This window comes from Pseudomonas sp. B21-056 (genome assembly GCF_026016325.1).
Classification (GTDB): domain Bacteria; phylum Pseudomonadota; class Gammaproteobacteria; order Pseudomonadales; family Pseudomonadaceae; genus Aquipseudomonas.
Genome location: NZ_CP087203.1, coordinates 2,491,389 through 2,512,575 on the forward strand (window position 1 = coordinate 2,491,389; position 21,187 = coordinate 2,512,575).

Annotated in this window: 19 protein-coding genes and 1 pseudogene; 3 read left to right on the plus strand and 17 right to left on the minus strand. The window is 56.7% G+C overall.

Translation table 11 applies throughout. The features are described 5' to 3' along the window. Positions 1–9: 9 nt before the first annotated feature. From LOY67_RS11140 to LOY67_RS11210, 16 genes and pseudogenes are all read right to left on the minus strand, one after another. Positions 10–1,239: a cytochrome P450 gene (locus tag LOY67_RS11140; protein WP_265067203.1), complete on the minus strand. Its 1,230-nt coding sequence runs from the start codon at positions 1,237–1,239 to the stop codon at positions 10–12. 28 nt (positions 1,240–1,267) lie between these two features. Next, positions 1,268–2,218, minus strand: coding sequence for an agmatinase (gene speB / locus LOY67_RS11145; protein WP_265067204.1), 951 nt, complete (start codon positions 2,216–2,218; stop codon positions 1,268–1,270). 34 nt (positions 2,219–2,252) lie between these two features. Beyond that, positions 2,253–2,573, minus strand: coding sequence for a 2Fe-2S iron-sulfur cluster-binding protein (locus LOY67_RS11150; protein ID WP_265067205.1), 321 nt, complete (start codon positions 2,571–2,573; stop codon positions 2,253–2,255). 26 nt (positions 2,574–2,599) lie between these two features. Continuing rightward, positions 2,600–3,871 (minus strand): 4-aminobutyrate--2-oxoglutarate transaminase, encoded by a 1,272-nt coding sequence (gene gabT / locus LOY67_RS11155; RefSeq protein ID WP_265067206.1) that lies wholly within the window; start codon positions 3,869–3,871, stop codon positions 2,600–2,602. A gap of 11 nt (positions 3,872–3,882) precedes the next feature. Further along, positions 3,883–5,283 carry an aldehyde dehydrogenase family protein gene (locus LOY67_RS11160; protein WP_265067207.1) on the minus strand — a complete coding sequence of 467 codons (1,401 nt, stop codon included), beginning with the start codon at positions 5,281–5,283 and terminating at the stop codon, positions 3,883–3,885. Between the two features lie 31 nt (positions 5,284–5,314). Then, positions 5,315–6,538 (minus strand): NAD(P)/FAD-dependent oxidoreductase, encoded by a 1,224-nt coding sequence (locus LOY67_RS11165; protein WP_265067208.1) that lies wholly within the window; start codon positions 6,536–6,538, stop codon positions 5,315–5,317. Positions 6,539–6,549: 11 nt separating this feature from the next. After that, positions 6,550–8,034: an aldehyde dehydrogenase gene (locus LOY67_RS11170; protein ID WP_265067209.1), complete on the minus strand. Its 1,485-nt coding sequence runs from the start codon at positions 8,032–8,034 to the stop codon at positions 6,550–6,552. Positions 8,035–8,178: 144 nt separating this feature from the next. Then, positions 8,179–8,934 (minus strand): methyl-accepting chemotaxis protein, encoded by a 756-nt coding sequence (locus tag LOY67_RS28440; RefSeq protein ID WP_413776208.1) that lies wholly within the window; start codon positions 8,932–8,934, stop codon positions 8,179–8,181. Positions 8,935–9,036: 102 nt separating this feature from the next. Beyond that, a pseudogene (locus LOY67_RS28445) lies at positions 9,037–10,149 on the minus strand (HAMP domain-containing protein); the annotation flags it as partial. A 446-nt stretch (positions 10,150–10,595) separates the two neighbouring features. After that, a complete protein-coding gene (locus LOY67_RS11180; protein ID WP_265067211.1) occupies positions 10,596–10,739 on the minus strand; it encodes a hypothetical protein in 144 nt (47 codons plus the stop codon). A 60-nt stretch (positions 10,740–10,799) separates the two neighbouring features. Next, on the minus strand, positions 10,800–11,120 hold the full coding sequence (locus LOY67_RS11185) for a DMT family transporter (RefSeq protein WP_265067212.1): 321 nt from the start codon (positions 11,118–11,120) through the stop codon (positions 10,800–10,802). Between the two features lie 89 nt (positions 11,121–11,209). Next, a complete protein-coding gene (locus LOY67_RS11190) occupies positions 11,210–11,878 on the minus strand; it encodes a glutathione S-transferase family protein (RefSeq protein WP_265067213.1) in 669 nt (222 codons plus the stop codon). Positions 11,879–11,896: 18 nt separating this feature from the next. Further along, positions 11,897–13,552 (minus strand): choline dehydrogenase, encoded by a 1,656-nt coding sequence (locus LOY67_RS11195; RefSeq protein WP_265067214.1) that lies wholly within the window; start codon positions 13,550–13,552, stop codon positions 11,897–11,899. A gap of 306 nt (positions 13,553–13,858) precedes the next feature. Next, a complete protein-coding gene (locus LOY67_RS11200; protein WP_265067215.1) occupies positions 13,859–15,328 on the minus strand; it encodes an APC family permease in 1,470 nt (489 codons plus the stop codon). Positions 15,329–15,703: 375 nt separating this feature from the next. After that, positions 15,704–16,549, minus strand: a complete 846-nt coding sequence (locus tag LOY67_RS11205) for an alpha/beta fold hydrolase (protein WP_265067216.1) — start codon at positions 16,547–16,549, stop codon at positions 15,704–15,706. Positions 16,550–16,561: 12 nt separating this feature from the next. Further along, entirely contained in the window at positions 16,562–17,455 is an 894-nt protein-coding gene (locus tag LOY67_RS11210; RefSeq protein WP_265067217.1) for an NAD(P)/FAD-dependent oxidoreductase, read from the minus strand. 100 nt (positions 17,456–17,555) lie between these two features. Between LOY67_RS11210 and LOY67_RS11215 the strand changes: the two genes are divergently transcribed. Further along, a complete protein-coding gene (locus tag LOY67_RS11215) occupies positions 17,556–18,203 on the plus strand; it encodes a TetR/AcrR family transcriptional regulator (protein WP_265067218.1) in 648 nt (215 codons plus the stop codon). A 266-nt stretch (positions 18,204–18,469) separates the two neighbouring features. On the opposite strand, the gene LOY67_RS11220 is transcribed toward LOY67_RS11215, so the two are convergent. Further along, positions 18,470–19,213, minus strand: coding sequence for a GntR family transcriptional regulator (locus LOY67_RS11220; protein ID WP_265067219.1), 744 nt, complete (start codon positions 19,211–19,213; stop codon positions 18,470–18,472). A gap of 132 nt (positions 19,214–19,345) precedes the next feature. Here LOY67_RS11220 and LOY67_RS11225 point away from each other — a divergent pair, with 132 nt between their 5' ends. Next, positions 19,346–20,185 carry an ABC transporter ATP-binding protein gene (locus tag LOY67_RS11225; protein ID WP_265067220.1) on the plus strand — a complete coding sequence of 280 codons (840 nt, stop codon included), beginning with the start codon at positions 19,346–19,348 and terminating at the stop codon, positions 20,183–20,185. Beyond that, positions 20,182–21,183 (plus strand): ABC transporter substrate-binding protein, encoded by a 1,002-nt coding sequence (locus LOY67_RS11230; protein WP_265067221.1) that lies wholly within the window; start codon positions 20,182–20,184, stop codon positions 21,181–21,183. Before LOY67_RS11225 ends, LOY67_RS11230 begins: the two co-directional genes overlap by 4 nt. Positions 21,184–21,187: the final 4 nt, after the last annotated feature.

Below are 21,187 nucleotides of genomic sequence, written 5' to 3' on the forward strand. Positions count from 1 at the left end.
ATGAATTCCTTAGGCGGCCTTGAAGCGAATGGGTAGAGAGGCGATCCCGTTGATGAAGCGCGAAGGAATCATTTCTGGCGAACCGGCCAACTCGATGTCCTTGAGCTGCTTGAGTGTTTCCTCCAGCAGGAAGGGCAATTCCAGACGGGCCAGGTGAGCGCCCAGGCAGGTATGGCGGCCACCGCCACCGAACCCCAGGTGCGGGTTGGGGGAGCGCAGTACGTTGAAGTCGTAAGGATTCTCGAATTTGCTTGGGTCACGGTTCGCCGAGTTGTACCACATGACCACTTTGTCGCCTTCTGCGATACGCTGGCCATTGATCTCGGTATCGCGCGAAGCGGTGCGACGCATGTGCATGACCGGGCTCACCCAGCGCACAAGTTCTTCGAAACCGGTGCCAGCGACGCCGACTGGGTCGTTTGCCCAGATCTTCATCTGCTCAGGGAACTCGAGGAAGCATTTCAGGGCGTGAGCGCCGACGGTGCCCGTGGTTTCCATCCCGGCAGTCACCAGAAGCTGGAAGAAGTAGCCCGCCTCAACGTCATCCAGTTTTTTGCCTTCGACTTCTGTGGCTAGAATCATCGAAAGGATGTCATCACTCGGATTCTTTCGCTTCTCGGCAGCGAGGTAGCGACCGTAGTCGTTCAATTCTGCGAATGCGCCGGTGATCGCTTCCACGGCGTTTGAACCGAGGATGTCACCAGCCAGTGCTGTCACGGTCAGTTGATGCAGACGGCGGCGATTTTCCTTAGGCGCGCCCAGGAAGTCGCAGACCACTTCTACCGGAAAGACTTGCGCGACGTCCTTGGCATAGTCGCACTCGCCCCGATCTTTGACGCTTGCTACGACGGAGGCCGCATACTGCTTGGCAACCTCCGCCATTTTGGTAACGCCTTGAGGCGAGAACGCACGGGCCACCACCTGGCGAAGCTTGAAGTGACGCGGAGCATCCATGTTCAGGAACCAGCCTTCTTGAAGCGCTTCTTCAACGGACTGGTCGCCTACGATAGTACCCTCCCCACTGATGAACGTCTTCGCGTCGCTACTCACTGCAACGATGTCATCGTATCGAACGACCGACCAGAACCCCTTGCAACCGTACTCCGCAGAGCCTTCCGGGAAATCGTGCCAGCTCACTGGTTTCTGTTCACGAAGTGCGGCGAAAACTTCTTCGCGATCCGGGCGCTTCCAAAACTCCATATCCGCCAGGTTGATACTGTCTACATTGATACGGCTCATGAGTCTTTACCCACAAAGTTGATTGTTATTAGACGTTGTGAAATTTGACGCCAGGCAGGACGCAAAGCATTTCGAACAGAAGGTTCGCGCCCAAAAGGGATGTGTTCCCGGAGTTGTCATAGGGCGGGGAAATTTCCACGACGTCGCCACCAATGACGTTCAGGCCTTTGCATCCACGGATGATTTGCTGCCCTTGGAAGGCGGACAAACCACCGATTTCAGGCGTGCCGGTGCCGGGAGCGACGGAGGGGTCGAGCCCATCAATATCGAACGAAATATAGACTTTCGTATTGCCGATCTTCTCTCGGATCGCATCCATAAGCGGGGCGAGCGATACGCCTTGGCATTCATCGGCCGTCACGACGGTGAAGCCCTTGCTCCGCGACCAGTTGAAGTCGTCCGGGGAGTATCCGGTGCCGCGCAGGCCGATCTGGAAAGTCAGGTCGGGGTTGATCAGACCATCCTCATACGCTCGGCGAAATGTCGTGCCGTGAGCAATCTTCTCACCGAACATGTGCTCGCCGACGTCTGCGTGAGCGTCGATGTGGATCAACGCCACTGGGCCGTGTTTCTTGGCGATGGACTGCAGAATTGGATAGGTGATCGTGTGATCGCCACCGAGAGTCAGCGGAGCCACATCGTTCTCGAGAATGATGTCGTAAGCTTCCTGAATGCGTCTGACGGCGTCTGGAAGGTTGAAGGTGTTGATAGCCACATCACCGATGTCTGCTACCTGCAGACTTTCGAACGGGGCCGCACCCGTTGCCAGGTTGAAAGGGCGCAACAAGCACGACTCGGCGCGAATGCTGCGCGGACCCATCCGAGTGCCGGAGCGGTTGGACGCGCCGATGTCGAGCGGCACACCAACAAAGCATGCATCCAGTCCGGCAGCACTTTTGGCTTCCGGTAGACGCATCATTGTAGGAATGCCACCAAAGCGGGGCATCTGGTTGCCACCCAAAGGTTGATTGAAACTCATGGCTTCATCTCCTTTATGAGAAGGGAGAACCCGGTCAGCTTTGCTGACTAGGTACGCGAATCACCAAGCCTTCCATCTCCGAGGTGATCCGGAGTTGGCAGGAAAGGCGACTGGAGGCGTCAGGTTCGAAGGCGTACTCGAGCATGTCGCTTTCCATCACCTCAGCGGCCAGGAGCTTCTCTTTCCACGCATCGGAGATGTAGACGTGGCAGGTGGCGCATGCGCATGCTCCACCGCAGTCGGCATCAATGCCTTTGACCATGTTGTTCACCGCGGCTTCCATCACGGTTCCGCCGACTTTTGCGTCGACGTCAACGGAGGAACCATCAGGCTGCACGAAAGTAATCTTGACCATTTTTATTATCTCGACTCGGTAAAGGGTTAGGCCTTGAGGGCGCCGGCCAGGCGGGAAAGTCCCGTTTCCAGAACGTCGTCACTGATCGTCAAGGGGGCAGAAACTCGTATGGTATTGCCGTAGTAGCCGCATGGAAGCAGGAGCAATCCCAGCTCTTTTGCTCTGGCGGCAACACGCTTGGTCGCATCCGCATCAGGGGTATGGCTACCGGCTTGGGCAACGATCTCGAAGGCGACCATCGCCCCAAGACCTCGGATGTCACCCAGTGGCAGAGTACCGGGAGTGCCTTTCAGGTCGGTCAGGAAGGATTGGATCTTTTGGCCAATCTGACTGGCGCGTGCCAGCAGATCTTCGCTCTCGATCACGTCCAGAACGGCGTTTGCAGCTGCGCAGGAGAGCGGGTTGCCGGCAAACGTGCCACCCAGGAAACCTGGCGGCGGAGCGTCGATCACTTCGGTGCGTCCGATCAGGCCGGACAGAGGCAGGCCGCCACCCATGGCTTTGCCGATGGCTATCAGGTCGGGTTGAACGCCCGCATGTTCGGTAGCGAAAAACTTCCCGGTGCGACCGAAGCCAGATTGGACTTCGTCCACGACAAAGCAGATTCCGTGGTCGTCGCAGATCTTGCGCAGCGCCTGCATGAATGCAGGTGACGCCTGGTAGAAGCCGCCTTCACCCTGCACAGGCTCGATAACGATGGCCGCGACCTGGTCTGGAGAAATGGTTGCGCGGAACAGATGATCGAGCGCTTTCAGACTCTCCTGCTCGGAGGTCCCGTGATGGGCAATCGGAAACGGAATCTGGTACACGCCTGCTTGAGAAGGGGAGACGCCAGCACGCAACGGAAGTACTTTGCCAGTCATTGCCAAGGCGAGTTGAGTGCGCCCATGGAACGAGCCGGTGAAGGTCACGACGCCTTGGCGGCCGGTGTAGTAGCGAGCGACCTTGACTGCGTTTTCAGTAGCCTCTGCACCGGTAGTAAAGAGGGTGGCCTTCGCATCGGAGATCGGTGCCAGCTCGATCAGGCGTTCACACAAACGAACATAGGGCTCGCACGAAAGAACGGGGAAGCCGATATGTGCGTAGTCCTTGAGCTGGGCTTCAATGGCTGCCACCACCTTGGGGTGGAGGTTGCCGGTGTTGTTCACCGCAATACCCGATGCGAAATCAACGTAATGGTTGCCTTCGACGTCCCATATCTCACTACCGGCGGCTTTCTTGACGAAAACGGGTAGGGCAGTTGCCGCACCGCGAGGCAGAGCTTTGTCGCGGCGGGCCAGAAGATCGTTATTGTTCATTTTCATTCTTCTCAGTTCAGGACGTCAGAACGCCAGACCATCATTTTTTCGATTTGCATTTCATGCATGGTGTAGGGAATGCCGCCTACGCCGTGGCCGGAATGGCGGGCGCCGGCGAAAGGCATCCAGTCCACACGGAACAAAGTGTTCTCGTTGACCATCACTGCGGTGCCGTCGAGGTGCTTGTAGCAGTGCAGGGCGGTGTCCAGGTTTTGCGTGAAGACTGCTGCCTGGAAGGAGAAATCGAGCGAGTTCGCTTCCGCCAGCGCGACGTCGATGTCATCGAAGCTGGAAACGCAAATGACCGGGCCAAAGACTTCCTTGCGCATCACTTTCGAGTCGTCAGATGGATTCAGCAGGACCGTTGGCGCGTAGCAGCTATCCGAAAGCTTTTTGCCTCCGCAGATGAGTTCGGCACCCTGGGCAACTGCATCTTGGACCCACTGGTGGATCCGGTCGTTTTCCTGATGCGAGATGATTGGCCCGATGTCGGTGGTCTCAAGCACCGGATCACCTACAGTCATTTTTTCCGCGGCGGCAGCAAGTCGCTCGGCAACCTCACGTGCTACTCGGCGGTCTGCGAACACACGTTGCACAGAGACGCACGCCTGGCCGGCATGCCAGAAGCCGCCTCGGGCGAGACGAGGAATTGCCATCGGCAGATCTGCGTCGTGGGCAACGATGACGGGAGCAACACCGCCGTGCTCCAGGGCGCATCGGGTACCAGGTGCCAGTTTTGAGCGCAGCATCCAGCCGACAGGCGCTGAACCAATGAACGAGAAGAAGCCGACGCGCGGGTCTGCAACCAGCCTGGCAACTTGCTCGTTGCTGTCTGGCAGAACAATCTGCGCCCACTCCTGTGGCAAGCCTGCTTCGTGAAGAATCTCGATAAAGGCATAACCGCTCAGCGGGGTTTTGGCTGCTGGTTTAATGATGACTGGAGCGCCGACTGCAATTGCCGGCGCTGCCTGGTGAACAACCAGGTTGAACGGGTGGTTGAATGCGCTGACCCCCACGACGACGCCAATGGGTTCTGGCTGGGTAAAAGCGATACGTCCCGCTGACGTGACGTTCAGATCCATCGGGATCACGGATCCGGCTTTGGTGCGCAGCTCCTCCACACAAATGTGCAGGCAGTCCACACCACGATCAACTTCTATCAGCGCGTCCTTGTACGGTTTGCCGCACTCTCGCGCAACCAGGCGGGCAAGATCCTCGCGGCGGCTGGCAATAATGTCCGCCGCTTTTTTCAGAATCGCGATTCGTTGTGCTTTCTTCAGCCAGCCATTGCGATCACGATACAGCGCGTACGCCGTTGCCAGCGCCTGTTCAATTTGCTGGTCGGTGGAGGCGGGCAGTTCTGCGAGCAGCGCGCCATTGAACGGTGCATTGATTTTTATGGTTTGGGTCATGAGGCTCTTCCAGTTGTCAGGTAGAGTTGCGTTAGCCGGCCAGGAGCGACTTCAGTTCTACGGTTGAATCGCAAACTTTCGCGGGCGTGGGGCTGGTGCCGGTAGTAATCAGCTTGCGGGCAACCATGTGGTCACCCGCCGAGTTGATGCTTTCAACTGCGATCAACTTGTCTTCGCGATAGTGAAAGACACTGAATTTTTTCTGATCTATTGAACCTCGAACGACCAGTCGATCCGTGCCCAGCGGTAAGCCAACGATTTGAAGTTTGATGTCGCCCTGATCCGACCAGAACCATGGCGCGGCGTTGTAAGCCGATGCGTTACCGAGAATGCTGGAGGCGGCGACCTTCGCCTGGTCAATGGCGTTCTGCACTGACTCCAGGCGGAATCGGCCATTCGCATAAGGGTTCGGGTGGTTTGTGCAATCGCCTGCAGAAACGATGTCTGGGTCGGACGTGACGGCAAATTCGTCAACCAGGATGCCGTTTTCGCAGGACAGTCCAGCCGACTCTGCAAGTTCGATGTTGGGAACTGCACCGACACCCACCAGGATCAAGTCGCAAGAGATCTGCTCGCCGCCTTGCAGCCATACGCCCTGGGCGCGATCAGTGCCTACGATCTGCTCAATGCGTGCGTCGGTGATGATCCGAACACCCAGGCTCTCATGGTAGGCCTTGAAGAAGTCCGAGCTTATGATCGAGATCGCCCGGCCCATCAGGCGCGGCGCGTACTCCAGAACGGTTACGGTCTTACCTAGACCAGCAGCGCAGGCTGCTACTTCCAGGCCAATGAACCCGCCACCGATGATGGTAATGTTCTGGTACTTCTGGATGTCATCACGCAGATCGGCGGCGTGCAAGAAAGAGCGCAGAGCGTGCACGCCAGCCAAGCCCGCGCCAGGCAGGTCAAGAGGGCGAGGGCGGGTGCCGGTGGTAATCGCCAGTTTGTCGTATGCCAGTTGCTTCCCGCTGGCGGTCACCACAATTCTGGCGTCTCGGTCGATGTGTTCTACTTTATCTCCCTTGATCAGCTCAATGCGGTTGTCGGCATAGAAATTATCCGGACGCAGTTGGATCGATGTTTCATCCGCAAGATTCTTCAGGTAAGCCTTCGACAGCGGCGGCCGCTGGTAAGGGATGTTGTGTTCATCACCAACGATGGTCACAGCCCCTTGGAAGCCAGCCTGACGAAGTGAGGCCGCAACCTGGAAGCCCGCTTGCCCTGCACCGATGATCACAACTTTATCGAGACTCATGGCGTCACCTCTCAATACTTGATCCAGGTGGTCTTCAAGGATGAGTATTTTTCGAATGCATGGAGGGAGTTGTCGCGACCGTTACCCGATTGCTTGACGCCACCGAATGGCACCAGTGGGGAGATCATGTCGACGGTGTTTACTGTGACGGTACCGGCTTTCAGGGCCTCGGCAACGCGATGGGCGCGGGAAAGGTTCGAAGTGAAGACCGAGGCCATGAGACCGTAGATCGAGTCGTTGGCAATCTCGATTGCTTCTGCTTCAGTGTTGAACTTGATGATGCTCAGGACTGGGCCAAAGATCTCCTCTTTGGCGACGCGCATCTCGTTGGAGACGCCGGTAAAGATTGTTGGGCGAATAAAGTTGGAGCTGCCGTTGATTACAACCTGCTCGCCCCCATAGGCCAGGGTTGCTTCGGCTTTGCCAGCTTCAACGTATTGCATGACTCGATGGGTATGAGCATCCTCGACCATCGCCCCCATCAGTGCATTCGGGTTGAGCGGGTCGGTTGGCTCGTAGCTCTGGGCGTACTTGATGACCCGGGCGACGAACTCGTCGTGAATGCTGTCCTCTACGAGCAGCCGGGTTGGGGAGGAACAGACTTCACCCTGGTTGTAGAACACGCGGGCGGCCAGCTCTGCAGCTTGATCCAGATTTTCAGTATCTGCGAAGACGATGTTCGGGCTTTTGCCGCCGCATTCCAGCCAGACGAGCTTCATGTTCGATTCAGCGGAGTATTTGAGAAAATATTTCCCGACCTCGGTCGAGCCGGTGAATGCGAGGCAAGCTACGTCCATGTGCAGGCCCAGCGATGCACCGACAGTCTCGCCGAAGCCAGTCACTACGTTGAAAACACCGTCTGGAACACCGGCAGCCTTTACCAGTTCAGCAAGTTTGATGGCCGTCAGAGAGGATTGCTCTGCCGGTTTCAGAACGACCGAGTTGCCCATGGCCAACGCTGGGACGCATTTCCAGATGGCCATGTCGAGAGGAAAGTTCCAAGGAACGACGCACGCTACGACGCCCAGCGCTTCACGGCGGATCAACGCCAAATCGCCCAGGCCGGTTGGAGCTACTTCGTCGTACAGCTTGTCGACTGCTTCAGCGATCCACTGCACGTAACTGGCGAGCTCTGGCATTTCATAGGCGTACGAAACCTCGACGGGTTTGCCCATGTCCAGAGACTCGAGGATGGACAACTGTTCCATGTTTTCCTGAATCAGAGCGGCCAGTTTCAGCAGGACGTTCTTGCGCTCGGTAGGGGAGCGCTTGGCCCATACGCCACTTTCGAAACGTTGCTTGGCAATCGAAACCGCTAGGTCCACATCCGCCCGGTCACATTCGGCGATCGTGCCGATTACTTTCCCTGTTGCCGGGTTGATGCACGGGAAGGTTCTTCCTGAGATCGAATCGACATACTTTCCATCGATGAAGGCCCTCCCTTCTGGATTCAGGCTTTCACTTTTGGCTTGCCAATACTCGATAGAGCGATTCATCGACTCAGTACCTCCGATTTTTTGTTGGTGTCCTACCGTGATTCCCCGCGGCTGTGTGAAGAGCAATCAGGAGTGGGACGTTTTAAAAATGTTATAGCACGACAGTTGTGTTAAAAAAAGACCTTTGGTCAGAGAGCGAAAGCATCAAACCTTGAACTGGGACATCAGGGACTGCTGATGGCTGGCCAGAGCGTTCAGAGATTTGCTGATCTGGGCCGATTCGTCAGCTTGGGAGGCCAGCGATTCTGTCACCTGCCTGACGTTTGCCACGTTGCGATTAACTTCTTCGGCCACGCAGCTTTGCTCTTCGGCAGCGGTTGCAATCTGCAGATTCATGTCGTTGATGATCCGAACGGCGTCACTGATCCGGGTGAGGGCGGATAGCGCCACTGTTGCCTGCTCCGCAGTGTCCTGGACATCCGAGTGGCTTTTGCCGATTGCTCCGACGACCACGCGGGTGCCGCTCTGCAGGTTCTCAATGACTTCGCGGATCTGCTCGACGGATTCCTGCGTGCGGCGTGCCAGGTTGCGAACCTCGTCAGCTACCACGGCAAATCCTCGGCCCGCATCCCCCGCCCGAGCGGCTTCTATCGCGGCGTTCAAGGCGAGCAGGTTTGTCTGTTCAGCAATGGATTTGATGACGTCAAGAACGGAGCCAATTTGCTCGCTGCTGTGAGAAAGATTTTCTACTTGGGACATCGCTTCGTTCATTTCGCTGGCCAGATGGGCAATCCGCCCCGATGTAGAGTGGATGACATCAAGGCCTGCTCGTGCCGCTGACTCTGCGTCTTGAGCTGCTGCCGCTGCTTGGGACGCGCTTTTTGCAACGTCATGGGCTGTTGCACTCATTTCATGCGAAGCCGTCGCGACCTGATCAATCTCCCGGTACTGGTGTTGCATGCCGTCGCTGGTGCTGACGGCGATATTGGATGAGCGGTGGGCGGTATCTCTTGCCTCTAGTACGGACGATTTCACCTGGGCGACGATGGGTTGAAGCTTGTCCAGGAATAGGTTGAACCCTGACGAGAGTTCGCCTAGCTCATCATTCTGTCGCTTGGGTAGTCGCTGAGTAAGATCGCCTTCTCCACTCGCAATGCTCTTGAGCAGTGACGAAACGGTGCCTATAGGTTGTGTCACCCTGTGTGCGGTGAACCCCATCAACAGCAACCCTACGAAGGCGGCAACTAACCCGCCGACAAAGTTGTTGCGCTCGGCGGTTTGAACTTGCTGGTCGAGTTGTACCTCCAGGGCTCGGGAGGGCTCGAAAAGCATGGAAGTCGGAATCTCGATCACTACCAGCCACGGTTTGCTCTCGGGTATGGGAGAGAAGCGGCTGACAATTCGTAAGGTTTCAGCCGCGCGAATGACTTTCGAACTCGCGGAGTCCAAGCCGGAGAGAATTTCCGCAGTCTGCGCACCGAAGGCATCTGAGGCAGGTTTGCTCAGAAGCGCCGGATTTTTGCTATCAGCTGCGAGCAACCCACCCGAACTGATGATGCTGATGTTCGCCCGCCCATTGAAAAGCGACCGTGCTCCCTCCGTTGCGAGCTGCTGTAAGCGCTGTAGGCTGATGTCCATGCCGAAAACCGCAACGGGTTTGTCATTTTCAAGCATGGGGAAGGTGATGGAGGTAATCAGGTTCCTTTGGCTGCCAAGCTCTTCAATGTAAGGATTCAGCACGCAGGGCTTGAGCGTGTTGATGGGGCACGTGTACCAAGCGTTGAAGGGCGTTCCGTCGAGCATGGGCGTCGTATCGCCCATGGTTTGCTCGTCGGTTTGAAGCTGGTATACCGCGCCGTCGCGGCGAGTCCAGTAGCTTGAGAATCGACCGCTGTCGATGCTGCCAACGTCTTTGCGGTTCAGGAAACTACGGTCGTCACCATCAAGACCGTTTCTTTCGTAAACCGTGTAAATGCTCAGTAGGGAATTATTGCTTGATAACGATTTTTGAATTTGAGTGTGAAGTTGGCTTCTAAGCTGCTCGTGAGAAAGCGAATATTTATCCGCGTCTGCTTTGTATTGCGAAAGCTGATTGACGAGCCCTCCGCCATACAGGTACGTGCGAATGAAGTAATCCTGGATTTTCAGGGATTGGTTGTCACTGTAGGCCTTCATTCTTTCTATGGCGGCATCATCTGCCAGTAACAGCGTTTTTTCTTTGATGAAATCTATACTTTTTTGCGATTGTGAATTGTTTATTGTCAAAAGAACTCCCACTACGGAGAGTAGGCTCAGCCCAGCGAGTAGCACGATCTTGCTTTTAATTGATAGCTGCACGGGCACACCAGTTTGTTATTGAAGTCAGGGCGCTTTCGATTTAGTGAGCGAGGGCGCGATTTTGCTCCTGCTCCAATCGTAAAAAAATGGCCGAAGCGGACATGGAAATACCGAAACGGCCAATATCAATGCCGGTGCTTGACGAGCGCGACAAACTCCGCGAGAAAGACATATCCTTCGGAGCAGCCAACATGACAGCGCTTATAAAAATGATAATGGTTTGGTTGGACAGTGAGTTGGCGAACAGCGAGCGTGAAGTGTTGCGGCTACCACCTGAAGAGGGGTCAGCTCTTCTCGTCCACTTGTACAAGCTTTGACTTATGTTCCTTTGGTGCGCTGCGCGACGAGCCTGGGATAAGGCCGTGGATCATGCAGCCACTGACAATAATCAGCGCACATATTGCGTAGCCAATCCAGTCATTTTCCATTTTGTAACTCCATAGTTTTAAAAGCTTGACGCGCTGCAGTGAGCGCGCCCTCCATCGTATTCAGTGACCCGAGGTGATTTTCAAGCCAACAATGCAGGCGACCACACCTAGGATAAGTAGGATCCGGACAGTAGTGCTTGGCTCGCCAAACCAGATCATGCCAATGGCCACGGTGCCCAGCGCACCAATTCCTGTCCATATTGCATAGGCCGTTCCAAGGGGAATTGTGCGAGCGGCGAATTCCAGAAAAAACATACTTAGCCCGATACACACTAAGAAGGCCAGTGTCCAAGGTATGTTCTTGAACCCTTCGGTGTAACGCATGCAGGTGGTAAAGCCTACTTCAAAGATCCCGCCAAGGATTAAATAGAACCAAGCCATGTTTCTTCCTCTGTTTAAGAATCGATTGATCTGTCAGATCGCGAACAGGCAGCGGTGGCGCCGGATGAGCGCCACGAGCGTGACAAGAATTAAACCAGGGTTGGATTGGTAAAGATGGTTTCCCCCAGGCCTTCCAACTCAGCACATTTACATGCTGCAGGACGCTTTTCCAATTTCTGAAGCAGCGTATGCAGGGAAGGGTAGTCCCGGCTTGATATATGTGCGGGATGAGTGGCTTCAAAACCGTTCATCCAGCGCATCAGCAAGCCCAGGTAGTAGTTCAGTGCCGTTGGCTTCTCTGCGTTCATCCAGGAAGGTTCAGAGTTCATCAACATTGAATCTACAATACCGAGAGCCACCTGAATCTGTGCTCTCGCGTTCTGCATGGTTTCGTTAGCGCAGGACGCGCTGGAGACTCGTTCAGGGTGGAACAAGGACAGGATATTGTTGTGGATCGAATTATTGATGAACAGCAGCCATTTGAGATAGGCAGCGCGCTCTTGTGAGCTGGGTACTGGTGATACCCCCTCGTGGCGGTCTCCCAGCCACAGCAAGATCGCGAGGGTTTCGCACATGTCGCCATCGGGTGTCGAGAAAGCGGGAACAAGCCCTAGCGGGCTCATTTTCCTGAAGGCCGCGCTGTCTCGCTCATTGGAGTCATTGTCGATCAGGGCGGCTTTATACGGGATATCGAACTCTTCCAGGGTCAGTCGCACGGCGAGCGACGCCCAATCCGGAACGTAATGCAGTGTATACATCCTTTTCTCCTGATTTTGTTAGCGCTGCTGAGTCATCCAGTTTTCTGGAATGTAGTAATCGGCTAACTCGGGCTTCAGTGGCTCAAGCTCCAATATCAAGTCGGCAGCCTTTTCCGCGATCATGATCGTTGGAGCATTCAAGTTCGCATTTGTAATGACCGGGATTACCGAAGAATCAACCACTCTGAGCTTGTCGATACCGATCACTTTGAGGCTGGGGTCGACTACTGCCTCGGGATCCATTGGGCAGCCCATCTTGCAGGTGCCCGAAGGGTGGAAGCCGCTTTCGACGTGACTTGCTATGAAGTCATTGAGCTCTTCATCCGACTGAAGGTGGCTGCCTGGGATGATCTCTTCGCCGGCAAATCCGGCCAGCGAAGGTTGCCGGATAATCTCTCTCACCAAACGGATGCAGGCACGCATCTCGGACCAGTCTTCTGGCTGGCTGAGATAGTTGTACGAAATTTTCGGCGGATCCGCGGGATCTGAAGAGCGAAGCGTGATGTGTCCGACACTTTTGGATTTTGTCGGTCCGACATCGACTTGAAATCCATGCTCCCTGAGCTTCGGATCACTTTTTTCCCGTACCGCAACCGGTAGGAAATGGATCTCGATGTCAGGGCGTTTGATACCGGCTCGCGAACGAATAAAGCCACCGCATTCGAAATGGTTGCTCGCGCCGAGTCCGTCACGCTTGAGCAGCCACCGTACTCCGATCCTGGCTTTATCGATGAAATTTATTGCATTGAGCGATACGGGCTTTTTGCATTCGACTTGCAGGTACAGAGAAATGTGATCCTGGAGGTTTTTTCCGACACCGGGAAGGTTGTGAACCGGTTTGATGCCATGCTCAAGGAGCTCTGACGGCTGGCCAACGCCGGACAGCATGAGCAGCTTCGGGCTGTTGATTGGCCCGCTCGACAGAACGATTTCACGTCTTGCACCGTAAACGTGCTTTCTGCCAGCGCATGTGAACTCCACCGCTTCAGCTTTACTGTCGATGATGTTCACCTTGGTGGCCACAGCATTGTAAACCACGTGTAGGTTCTTTCTTTTGAGCACGGGTTTAAGGTAGGCGGCTGCCGTCGACCACCGCAGTCCGTTATGTACCGTCATGTCAAAACGACCGAAGCCTTCCTGACGGTAGCCATTGAGGTCTTCGGATTCCGCGTAGCCAGCATCAACTGCGGCTTCAATGAATGCCCGGTAAAGAGGGTTCGCGAGCTTCCCATAGCGTGTTTTCAGAGGCCCGCTGGAACCGCGCCACTCGTCACCGCCATCAGCCTTCTGTTCGGCACGCTTGAAGTAGGGGAGTACATCTGCGTAGCTCCAACCCTTCGCCCCATTGGTTTCCCACTCATCGAAATCAAGTGGGTGTCCACGCATGTACACCATGCCATTGATGGATGAGCAGCCTCCAATCACCCTCCCACGAGGAGAAGAAATTCGCCGTCCGTTCAGATGACTCTCAGGCTCTGACTCAAAGGGCCAAGTGAATTTTGGCGTTGCAAGTGGTACCGCAACAGCGCTGGGCATTTTGATGAAAATGGAATTGTCGGAGCCGCCGGCTTCAAGCAGGCAGACCTCAAACCGCCCGCATTCCGATAGCCGATTAGCCAGCACGCACCCCGCTGAGCCGCCGCCCACAATGAGGTAATCGAACATCTTATTCATGCTTTCAGGATCCTTGCGAAAAGCCGTAACAGGCAGCGTCGCGCGACGAGGAGATTGCCATTCGAACTACAAGTAGGCTGGATTGACCGACTATTTTGGTCTGCCTGGCTGACCTCAGGTCTTCACCATGAGTCTGAATAGATTTTCGGCAAAGTTCGGCAGGCTGGATATGGCGAGGTAGGCCAAAAAGGGGCGAGTAGGGCCAGGGAGGCTCAGTTAGGAGGTGTTGCACTTATCTATTCATCACCTGCCTACCTGGGCGGTACGCATGCGATTGAGGGGGGACGCCATCCATGGCATTTGGAACTACGCGCGAGCCTCATCGGGCAGCAGGTGATCCAGTCCTTCGGAAAGAGCGCGCGAGTTGCGAAGGTTTTTGCGGATGCTTAGCCAGACGAGGGCGCCGAAGACGCCGATCAGCGATACAGCGATGAAGACTGCCCAGTTCACATACCAGCTTTGACCCGCAACCTCGCGTGGCCATGCGGAGTTGGCAATTTCGAAAACAATCCAGCAGGCCGCACCTAAAACGACTGGGACTGTCATCGACGCAAGGTTGAAAGCTCCCGGCTGCCATTTTTTAATAATCAGGCGTGAGAGTAAGCCAAACACGGCAAACCCCATAGTGATGAAGAAGCTGGTGGTAGCAGAGGATATGAGGGTTGCATATACCCGTTCGGAGAAGGCAAGCAATGTCACCAGCATGGCAAGTATGCCCACAGTAGTGATGGCTCTGTCTGGAGTGCCGTGTTTTTTCGAGAGCTTCGAAAGGAACTGGGAGCCAGGCAGGATTTTGTCGCGAGAGAAGGCCCAGATGACCCGGGAAATACTGGTTTGCGCCATCATCATGGAAGCAGCGAAACCGATGATGACCAGGATGAAAAACACCTGAGTGATGCGCTCACCGAATGCGGCTTGGATGGTGAACGCTGCTGGATCGACGATAGCCCCACTGACAATCGCTCCGAAATCCGGAGTGGCAAGGATGAGGGCGAGTGCGCAGTAACTAACGACCACACCAATGGCCAGGAGAGCGCCGACAATGGCCTTCGGGAGATTCTTCTCAGGCTGTTCAATCTCTTCTGCCATGCTGCACACGGATTCAAAGCCTGCCAAACCGAACCCTATGAAGCCCAGGGCCACCAACAGACCGCCAAGCACATAATTGTCGCCACCAGCGCCTGCCGAGGTAAACAGGATGTCGAGGTCATGCTTTCGGTGCCAAATGAGCAACACCGTTGCTAGTCCCAGAGAGCCAATAACCTCTGCGCCAAGGCTAAGTTTGCCCAAGAGCTTCAATGTATTTGGACCGAGGAGATTGAGCCCTGTTGCCACACAAATGATTAAGAGTGAAAGAAGGACTTGAGTCGAAGTGGTAAATGGATCAATGCCTAATGCCGCAGGAAGGAAACTTGCGATAGCATATCCATTGGAAGCGAAAACAAATATCAGCGTCCAAATGTAAAACCAGCCGGTGAGCCAGCCGTAGTTATCTCCAACTAGACGGCGGGCCCATTGGTAACTCCCGCCTTGAAGTGGCCAGCGTGAAACCATGATGCCTAATGATAGTGCGATTAAAAGTTGTAGACAAAGTCCAATGGGGAAAACCCACCAGCCCGCAGGGCCTGCGGCTTGTATGATCAGTCCGAAGACTGCATAAAGCGCAACCATTGGGGAGATGAAGACAAACGCAAGGGTGAACGCATCATGCATTTTGAACTGGCGCTTCAATGGCTCAGCGGTTGCGATATGACTTTGTGCGGGCTGGAATTTCATTGTTAGGATTCCGAATTGTAGTAAACCTGCCGTTTAAGTTCGCACCAACCTTTTTATTTTATGCCGTTTGACGACAACTTTTGGTTAGGCTGGAACCATTGTGTCATCAGGATTGAAAAAAACTCTATAGAGAGGCTGCAAGTTGGCCGTTTGGGTTGCTTTGTGGCCATTCGGGATAAATCAAGCCATGCCGATCGTGGCTAATATGTTCCTGACTTCAGTAAGAGGGCTGTCCCTAGCGACGTGGCCAGCCGCCCTGTCGACGTGCCCTCAAGAAAAGGACTTTTACGTACGCTAAGCATGTGCGCCGACGTTTTCGAATGTCGGGCAAACTCTCCTAACGACCCTTTGAGCGGGGCAAGGGAGGAAAAGATGCTATTCGGCCCATACCGCAATCCGTTCCGCTATCGCCTCTGGGGCCTCGATGTGCAGGAAATGACCTGCACCGGGGATGACTTCCATCGCGTGCGCGGCGGCGAACCGATGTCGGTCGTCGACCTGTGAGGGGAGGATGCAGCCGTCGTTGGCACCGTGAAGCTGCAATAGGGGCACCGTGATCGGCTGCGACAGGCGACGTGTCGCCCCAAGCATGCCGGGGCGCAGCATTGCCCGGTAGTACTTCAGAGGCGCGGGCATGCTCGCCCGCAGGTGCTCGTGTAGCTCCGCCTGAAGAGCAGGATCGAGCGAGAGGCCGGGCGACCACTGGCGCCAGAGGCGGTCGATGAGGGCGAGATCGCGAGCGGTGACCAGCCAGCCGCTACCTGGCAGTTGAAAGAGCCCCATGTACCAGCTCCGGCGTAACTGAGCGGGATGCGTCAGCCGACTCATGAACGTGAGTGGGTGAGGGATTGCGAGCGTGACCGCGCGTTCGATCTTCTCCGGTGCGGTGACGCAGGCGTCATAGGTGATCAGGGCGCCCCAGTCGTGGCCAATCAACTCCACGGCTCGCCCCGGAGACCAGCGGTCGATCAACGCGAGCACGTCGCTGGTGAGAGCTGCGAAGTCGAACGGCCCCGCGGTTGGGGACGGCGCGTAACCGCGAAGCCAGGGGGCGACGACGTGACGTCCACGGCGACCGAGCTCGGCAAGGAAGGGCCTCGCGGTCGGCGGATGATCCGGGAAGCCGTGCAAGACAAGCGTCGGTTGCCCATCGGGATCGCCACACTGCAGCGCGTGGAAGGTGCCGTGTGGCAGGTCGAAGGTAACGTGTTCGAACTCCATGTGTGTCAGCCTTCAAACCAGCATCGACTGCTGGGCGGAGATACCCGCCGTCGCACCGTGCGATATTGCCAGGGTGACCGAGGCCATGAGGGGATTCGCGAGGTCGCCCGCGGCGTAGACGCCGGGCATGCTGGTTTCGCGACGCTCGTCGACCTTGAGGGCGATGCCCAGGGGCGTATCGACCGTGGCGAGGCCCAGCGATTCATGCAGGCGTGCGGACGGCTTGTTGCGCGGATGCGCGAACACGATGTCGACCGCAATATTGGGGCCAGTATCGAGCTTGACGGTGGCGCTACGGTCCTCGTGTTGCGCGATTTCGGTGACCCGGCCATCGACGACAGGGATGCCGCGGCGCGCCAGATCGGCCCGGATGTCGGGTGGAATCTCGTGACCATTGGCCAAGACCGTCAATGTGTCGGTCCAATCGTGGTACAGCCTGACATAAGTGTGCGATTGCGGGCCGGACCAGACGAGGCCCCAATGCCGGCCGGCGACTTCAAAGCCGTCGCAGTAGGGGCAGGGCACGATGGAAGAGCCCCAGCTTTCGGCAAAGCCCGGAACATCAGGCATCTGGTCGGCGACGCCATAGCTCAGGATCAGGCGGCGCGCCTTGAGGCTTTCGCCATCGCCAGTGAGGACGGAGAAATCGTCGATGGCGCCGGAGATGCTCTCGGCCCGGGCATTGACCAGCCTGACCGTGGGATAGCGCGCCAGCTGCTGCCGCGCCTCGGCCAGGATCTCCAGCGGTGGCTTGTGGTCGTGGCCGAGCAGGCCATGCGAGTGGTCGGCGAAGCGATTGCGCGGCAGGCCGGTATCGAGGACGGTGACCTTGCGGCGGGCACGGCCGAGCTGCAGGGCGGCGGCTAGGCCGGCAAAGCTACCGCCGATGATGATGACGTCATTCATGGTGATGGGCTCCGTGTTATGGGGGAGTGACTTGCGCTTTTAGGATACTTCGGAGTACCCTAATCCAAGAATTAGAATACTGTCAAGTACTGGAATTTTTATGACGGAAAATAGCCAGGCCCGGCGCGGCCGGCCTATCAACGAGGCGCTTGGCCAAACTATAGTCGACGCCGCCTGCGAGCTTTTTGTGGAATTGGGTTTTCAAGCGACGACCATGGACAAGGTCGCCCAGCGGGCGAAGATATCCAAGCTGAGCATCTATCGGCACTTCGAGAACAAGGAGGCGCTGTTCAGCGCGGCCATTGCGGCCCACTGCCATCCGTTCGCACCACAGGCCCTTTTTGAAGACTTCAACGGTTCGGCCGAAGATCAGCTCATGGAGGTGGGATCATCCTTGCTTCGCACGCTGCTGAGCCCGGACGTGCGCAGTGTCGAAGCCATGATCATGGCCGACAAGACGAATCAAAAGTCGTTAAGCGAGCGCCAATACGAAGCCGGCCCCGCCTATGTCATCGCGCAAATCGAGGCCCTGTTGCGTCAGTTGCACGCGAAGGCGGTTCTGAACGTGCCTGATCCGCGCCAGTCCGCCCGCCTGTTCGCCGCGCTTATCAAGGGATCCGATCTCCTGATCATCGCGCGCTTCGATGAGGCGAGAGCAGAGGACGACAACGAAATCGAATCCTATTGCCGATCGGCCGTCGCCATGTTCGTCGCTGCGCACGGCGGCAACAACCACGCGGTTGGATAAGCATTTGACTGCTCCGGGCAGTTTGGCCGGGGCCGTCGTCCAGGCGTTTCGTCATATTGGGGCGGACGCTCACGTTCAAGGCACTCGCCAAAGTCATTGAGGCTTCGTTGGCCACAAGGACGGCTGGGTGTCTCGTCCTGAATAAGGTTGACACCTGCTCCATAGCTGGACACTGAGATTTGCATGGTGAGGCGTGAGCCTCAGTATCCGTAATCAATCTTGAGGCTGATGCAATTGCACAGCCGGTATTGATCAGGCCTGGGTCATCAACTACCCGAAGTGGATTTGAAAACGCCACTGAGGATGAAGGCATAGCGTTCCGGTCGGATGTAAAACGTCGTACGGTCGCAGCAGCGGCCGTCGGCGAAATAGGACGTGCGCTCCATGACCAGCAGCGCTGCGCCGCGTTTGATCTGCAGCGCGTCGGCCAGCTTTTTGTCGGCCTCTTGCGCACGGATTGCCAGGTCGGCGCGAATGACCGGCAGGCCGGTGATGGATTCGAGAATGGAATAAATCGGTTGATGTTCGACTTCCGCCCAGGCCACCTCGGCCAGCTCGGCAGGTAAATGGCTGCGGCCCAGGGCGATGGGTTCGCCATCGACAGAGTGCAGCCGTTCCAGTAGCAGACAATCCCCAACGTTTTCAAACAATCCCCGCAAGGCCTCTGGAACGGCCTGCAAGGCATGGCTGACCACTTGCATGGTCGGCTGAAGTCCTTGCAGCAACAACGCCTCATGGAAACTGCGCAACGCGTCCAGGCCGTGGCGCACCTGCTTGGCCGCCACGAACGTGCCTTTGCCTTGTTTGCGCTCCACCACGCCGTCGTCGCTGAGCTTGCCGACCGCCAGGCGAACCGTGACGCGGCTCACCCCGAACCGCTCGCCCAACTGCGCCTCGGACGGCAGCTTGCCGCTGGGTTCGTAGTCGCCGCGTTGAATTTCCTCCAGCAGCCGATGGGCGATCTGTTCGTAGAGCGAGGTGGTGCTTTCACGAAGAATGGACGTAGACACTGTCAGCTTCCAGGGCACTGAGTGGGGCAGGGCCGTCACTTCTAAGGTTATAAAAATAGGTTATTGGGCGAGCTTGTATTAATACGTATTATGTCAGGCATTGCCATTGTAAACGACCTGACGACACTTGCCATGCTCAAAACCCTCCCGCACCGACCGCCGCAAGCCGATGCCCTGACCGTCGCTGATATCAGCTTCAGTTACCCCAATGGGCATCGGGTGTTTTCCTCGTTCAGCCTGAATGCCAGGCCCGGTGAATTCGTCGCGATCCTCGGGCCATCCGGCTGCGGGAAAACCACCTTGCTGAACTTGTTGTCGGGTTTCGTGCAACCGCAAAGCGGGCAGATCACCATCAACCAGACCGCAGTGCGGCCCGAGCGTTCGGAGTTGGGTTATGTGTTCCAGGCTGCGCAATTGTTTCCCTGGCTGAGCGCCCTGGAAAACGTCCGTTTTGGTCTGCGGATGAGCGCCCAGTCCAGCGAAGCGCAGCAGCGCATCAAAGCGCTGCAATACCTGCGTCTGGTGGGTCTGGAAAAGGCGGCGAACCGGTTGCCGCATCAACTGTCCGGTGGCATGCAACAGCGCGTCTCCCTGGCCAGGACCCTGGCACTCGAACCCAGCGTGCTGCTGATGGACGAACCCTTCGCCGCGCTGGACGCCATCAGTCGCAACAGCATGAACGAAGAGACGTTGCGTATCTGGGCCGAACTCGGCCAGACGGTATTGTTCATTACCCACGATATCGACGAAGCGGTGTTCCTGGCGGACCGGGTCATCGTGTTGAACATCGCCCCTGGCGGTATTCAAAGCGAACTGGAGATTCGCCTGCCGCGTCCCCGTTCCAATTTGCAAACCCGCCGCTTGCCGGCCTTCCTCGATTACCGCAATGAGCTGATGGAACGCATTTCCCAGGTCATGGGCGCACCCCAGGCTACGGCTTTTCCCACCCCCCGACTTGAGATGACAGCATGATCAAACGTTCGCTGTTTGCCTTTTCCTTGTCTGTTGCCACGTTGGCAGGCAGCGCTTTTGCCGTGGCTGGCGAGAATAAACCCTTGCGTATCGGCTACGTCTTTGCCATGGCCAACGCGCCGGCGTTGATCGCCGACAAGCAGGGGTTCTACCGCGAGGAGGGCCTGGACGTCGACCTCAAGGCGTTGGGCGATGGCCCGGTGATCCAGCAGGCCTTGGCTGCCGGTGAACTGGATGTGGCCTACGTCGGGACACCGCCGGTATACCAGTGGTTTTCTCGAGGCTTGCAAAGCCGGATCCTGGCAAAGGTCAACTACGGTCAGGCGGCCGTGATTGTCGATAGCAAAAGCCCGATCGCCGACCTGGAAGCGCTCAAGGGCAAGAAGCTGGCCGGGGTCAAGAAGGGCAGTGGCATGGATGTGCTGCTGCGCGGTTACGTGCTCAAGGAAAAGGCCGGCCTCAATCCTGACCAGGACTTGGATATCATCGACATGCCGCCCGGCAATATGAACGCTGCCCTGGAACGTGGCATCGTCGACGCGGCGTTTTCCTGGGAGCCTTTTGTCAGCCAGTCAGTGCTGCGCGGTTCGAGCCGGATCCTGTTGGATGTCAACCAGGCGCTGCCACAGTATCCCTGGTACGTGGTGATCGCCTTGCCGAAAACCTTGCAGGAGCGACCCGATGACGTGGTCAAACTGCTGCGCGCCCATCGCAAGGCCATCGCCTTTCTCAACGAGCATCCCGCCGAATCGAATCGGCTCATCGCCGAGGCCTTCAAGCTTGAAGCGGTACAAGGCCTGGATGGCAAGACCATCGCGCCGGAGGCCATTGTTGCCCAGGCCCGGACGCGACTGGGCTGGTCGGCGGACTTGCAGGTCTCGGATATCCAGTTCATCCAACGCCTGATGGATTACTCCCACGACCTGGGCTTTATCGATACCACGCTCAAGACTGATCAGATCGTGGATACCTCTTACCTGGAAAAAGCCACTCACTGAGTCC

Excerpts from the sequence above, each read along its gene's own strand:
- LOY67_RS11165 (WP_265067208.1), bottom strand. The coding sequence starts at position 6,538 with ATGAGTCTCGATAAAGTTGTGATCATCGGTGCAGGGCAAGCGGGCTTC.
- LOY67_RS11160 (WP_265067207.1), bottom strand. The coding sequence starts at position 5,283 with ATGACCCAAACCATAAAAATCAATGCACCGTTCAATGGCGCGCTGCTC.
- speB (WP_265067204.1), bottom strand. The coding sequence starts at position 2,218 with ATGAGTTTCAATCAACCTTTGGGTGGCAACCAGATGCCCCGCTTTGGT.
- gabT (WP_265067206.1), bottom strand. The coding sequence starts at position 3,871 with ATGAACAATAACGATCTTCTGGCCCGCCGCGACAAAGCTCTGCCTCGC.
- LOY67_RS11200 (WP_265067215.1), bottom strand. The coding sequence starts at position 15,328 with ATGAAATTCCAGCCCGCACAAAGTCATATCGCAACCGCTGAGCCATTG.
- LOY67_RS11205 (WP_265067216.1), bottom strand. The coding sequence starts at position 16,549 with ATGGAGTTCGAACACGTTACCTTCGACCTGCCACACGGCACCTTCCAC.
- LOY67_RS11210 (WP_265067217.1), bottom strand. The coding sequence starts at position 17,455 with ATGAATGACGTCATCATCATCGGCGGTAGCTTTGCCGGCCTAGCCGCC.
- LOY67_RS11185 (WP_265067212.1), bottom strand. The coding sequence starts at position 11,120 with ATGGCTTGGTTCTATTTAATCCTTGGCGGGATCTTTGAAGTAGGCTTT.
- LOY67_RS11180 (WP_265067211.1), bottom strand. The coding sequence starts at position 10,739 with ATGGAAAATGACTGGATTGGCTACGCAATATGTGCGCTGATTATTGTC.
- LOY67_RS28440 (WP_413776208.1), bottom strand. The coding sequence starts at position 8,934 with ATGCAACACCAGTACCGGGAGATTGATCAGGTCGCGACGGCTTCGCAT.
- LOY67_RS11140 (WP_265067203.1), bottom strand. The coding sequence starts at position 1,239 with ATGAGCCGTATCAATGTAGACAGTATCAACCTGGCGGATATGGAGTTT.
- LOY67_RS11170 (WP_265067209.1), bottom strand. The coding sequence starts at position 8,034 with ATGAATCGCTCTATCGAGTATTGGCAAGCCAAAAGTGAAAGCCTGAAT.
- LOY67_RS11230 (WP_265067221.1), top strand. The coding sequence starts at position 20,182 with ATGATCAAACGTTCGCTGTTTGCCTTTTCCTTGTCTGTTGCCACGTTG.
- LOY67_RS11190 (WP_265067213.1), bottom strand. The coding sequence starts at position 11,878 with ATGTATACACTGCATTACGTTCCGGATTGGGCGTCGCTCGCCGTGCGA.
- LOY67_RS11215 (WP_265067218.1), top strand. The coding sequence starts at position 17,556 with ATGACGGAAAATAGCCAGGCCCGGCGCGGCCGGCCTATCAACGAGGCG.
- LOY67_RS11150 (WP_265067205.1), bottom strand. The coding sequence starts at position 2,573 with ATGGTCAAGATTACTTTCGTGCAGCCTGATGGTTCCTCCGTTGACGTC.
- LOY67_RS11195 (WP_265067214.1), bottom strand. The coding sequence starts at position 13,552 with ATGAATAAGATGTTCGATTACCTCATTGTGGGCGGCGGCTCAGCGGGG.
- LOY67_RS11225 (WP_265067220.1), top strand. The coding sequence starts at position 19,346 with ATGCTCAAAACCCTCCCGCACCGACCGCCGCAAGCCGATGCCCTGACC.